The following is a 653-nucleotide window of genomic DNA, read 5'->3' as shown; positions in this document are numbered from 1 at the left end:
GCCAGGGGCGCGGCCTCGCCCAGCCGGCCAGCCACCACGGCCACGTGGGTGGCGCCGCCGCCGTCCGTGCCGGGGTCCACCACGCGCGGAATGTCACCGGACCAGAACATGGTGAAGTGCGGATCGACCCGCTTGGAACGCGCCGGCAGGTTGAGCCAGATCTGGAACAGCTCCAGCGGGTTGGGCCCGGTGCGGTCCAGTAGCGGGAACATCTCGGAATGCACCACGCCGTCGCCGGCGGTGAGCCACTGCACGTCGCCCTGGCCGAAGCGGGCGGCGGCGCCCAGCGAATCGGCATGGTCGATGAGGCCCTTGCGCACGATGGTCACCGTCTCGAACCCGCGGTGGGGGTGCGGCGGGAACCCGGGCACCACGTCGCCGTGGTACATGCTCCAGCCGTCCCGGCGCGAGAAGTCCTGCCCGATCTGCCGGCCGTCCAGCGGCGCATCGGGCCCCAGTTCGGCATTGCCGGGCGGATAGGCGTCGTCGTGGTGGGCGCAGAACAGGAACGGGTCCACCGTGGGCCACAGCGGGCCCAGGGGCTGGGTGTTCAGGATGGGGGTGTCGGCAACGGCTGGCATGGAAAGCTCCTGGGTGGCGCCGCGCGCGGCCCCGGCGCCCGGCGTGCACGGTGGGGTGCGGCCGGCGTGGCG

At 73.4% G+C, this 653-nt stretch carries 1 protein-coding gene; it reads right to left on the bottom strand.

Features of this window, described 5'->3' with window-relative positions; genetic code table 11:
* Positions 1-581: pirin family protein (locus AC27IQ_RS26520; protein ID WP_487091448.1), on the bottom strand; the 581-nt coding region annotated here is incomplete at its 3' end.
* Between the last annotated feature and the right edge of the window lie 72 nt (positions 582-653).

The sequence above is a fragment of the Acidovorax sp. KPB24-07 genome, from assembly GCF_057543315.1.
Note: the sequence above shows the minus strand (reverse complement) of the source record. Positions and strands in the feature narration are given on the sequence as shown.